This is a genomic window from Pseudomonas sp. PS02303 (genome assembly GCF_029959925.1).
Classification (GTDB): domain Bacteria; phylum Pseudomonadota; class Gammaproteobacteria; order Pseudomonadales; family Pseudomonadaceae; genus Aquipseudomonas; species Aquipseudomonas mandelii.
In genome coordinates this window covers 1-1,223 of the sequence record NZ_JASCOM010000526.1, presented here as the reverse complement: position 1 = coordinate 1,223, position 1,223 = coordinate 1, and the positions used below count along the sequence as shown (strand labels likewise).

General features: G+C 61.3%; 1 protein-coding gene. It reads left to right on the top strand.

Annotated features, from left to right (window positions below; translation table 11 throughout):
* Window positions 1–163: 163 nt before the first annotated feature.
* Window positions 164–1,138 (top strand): serine/threonine protein kinase, encoded by a 975-nt coding sequence (locus QMX98_RS34665; protein ID WP_077747291.1) that lies wholly within the window; start codon window positions 164–166, stop codon window positions 1,136–1,138.
* Window positions 1,139–1,223: the final 85 nt, after the last annotated feature.

Sequence of the window (1,223 nt, the reverse complement as noted above, 5' to 3'; positions counted from 1 at the left end):
GGCTAGCTCCCACACGGGATCTGCGACACACCGCAAATCCCCTGTGGGAGCTAGCCTGCTAGCGATGGCAACACCACTCATCTCAAGCCTTAACACTAAAGACGCCCCGTCTGCGCTACCATGCTTGGCCGGACGCGGCAGCCTGCTGCGCGCAGGAGTCAGCATGGCCCACCCGTTTGCAACCCTCACCCCAGACCTCGTGCTCGATGCCGTCGAAAGCATCGGCTTTCTCAGCGACGCACGCATCCTGGCGCTCAACAGCTACGAGAACCGCGTCTATCAGGTCGGCATCGAAGACTCCGAGCCGCTGATCGCCAAGTTCTACCGCCCACAACGCTGGACCAACGAAGCGATTCTCGAAGAACACCAGTTCACTTTCGAACTCGCCGAGTGCGACGTGCCGGTGGTGGCGCCGATGATTCACAACGGCGTCAGCCTGCATGAACACGCCGGGTTTCGTTTCACCCTGTTCCCCCGCCGTGGTGGCCGTGCGCCGGAGCCGGGCAATCTTGATCAGCTGTATCGACTGGGTCAGTTGCTCGGCAGGCTGCACGCCGTCGGCGCCACCAAGCCGTTCGAACACCGTGAAGCGCTGGGCGTGAAGAACTTTGGTCACGATTCGCTGACCACCCTGCTCGAAGGCAATTTCGTCCCCAAGAGCCTGCTGCCGGCCTACGAGTCCGTGGCCCGCGACCTGCTCAAGCGCGTGGAAGAGGTCTACAAGGCCACCCCGCACAAGAACATCCGCATGCACGGCGATTGCCACCCCGGCAACATGATGTGCCGCGACGAAATGTTCCACATCGTCGACCTCGACGACTGTCGCATGGGCCCGGCGGTACAGGACATCTGGATGATGCTGGCGGGGGATCGCCAGGAATGTCTCGTTCAACTGTCGGAACTGATGGACGGCTACAACGAATTCCACGACTTCGACCCACGGGAACTCGCGCTGATCGAACCGCTGCGCGCCTTGCGCCTGATGCACTACAGCGCCTGGCTCGCCCGCCGCTGGGACGACCCGGCGTTCCCGCACAGCTTTCCGTGGTTTGGCAGTGAACGGTATTGGGGTGATCAGGTGTTGGCGTTGCGCGAGCAATTATCTGCTCTCAACGAAGAACCGTTGAAGCTCTTCTGACAACCAGATCCCCAGTAGGAGCGAGGCTTGCCCGCGAAGAACGATAACGCGGTATTTCAGGCAGACCGCGATATCGTTCTTCGCG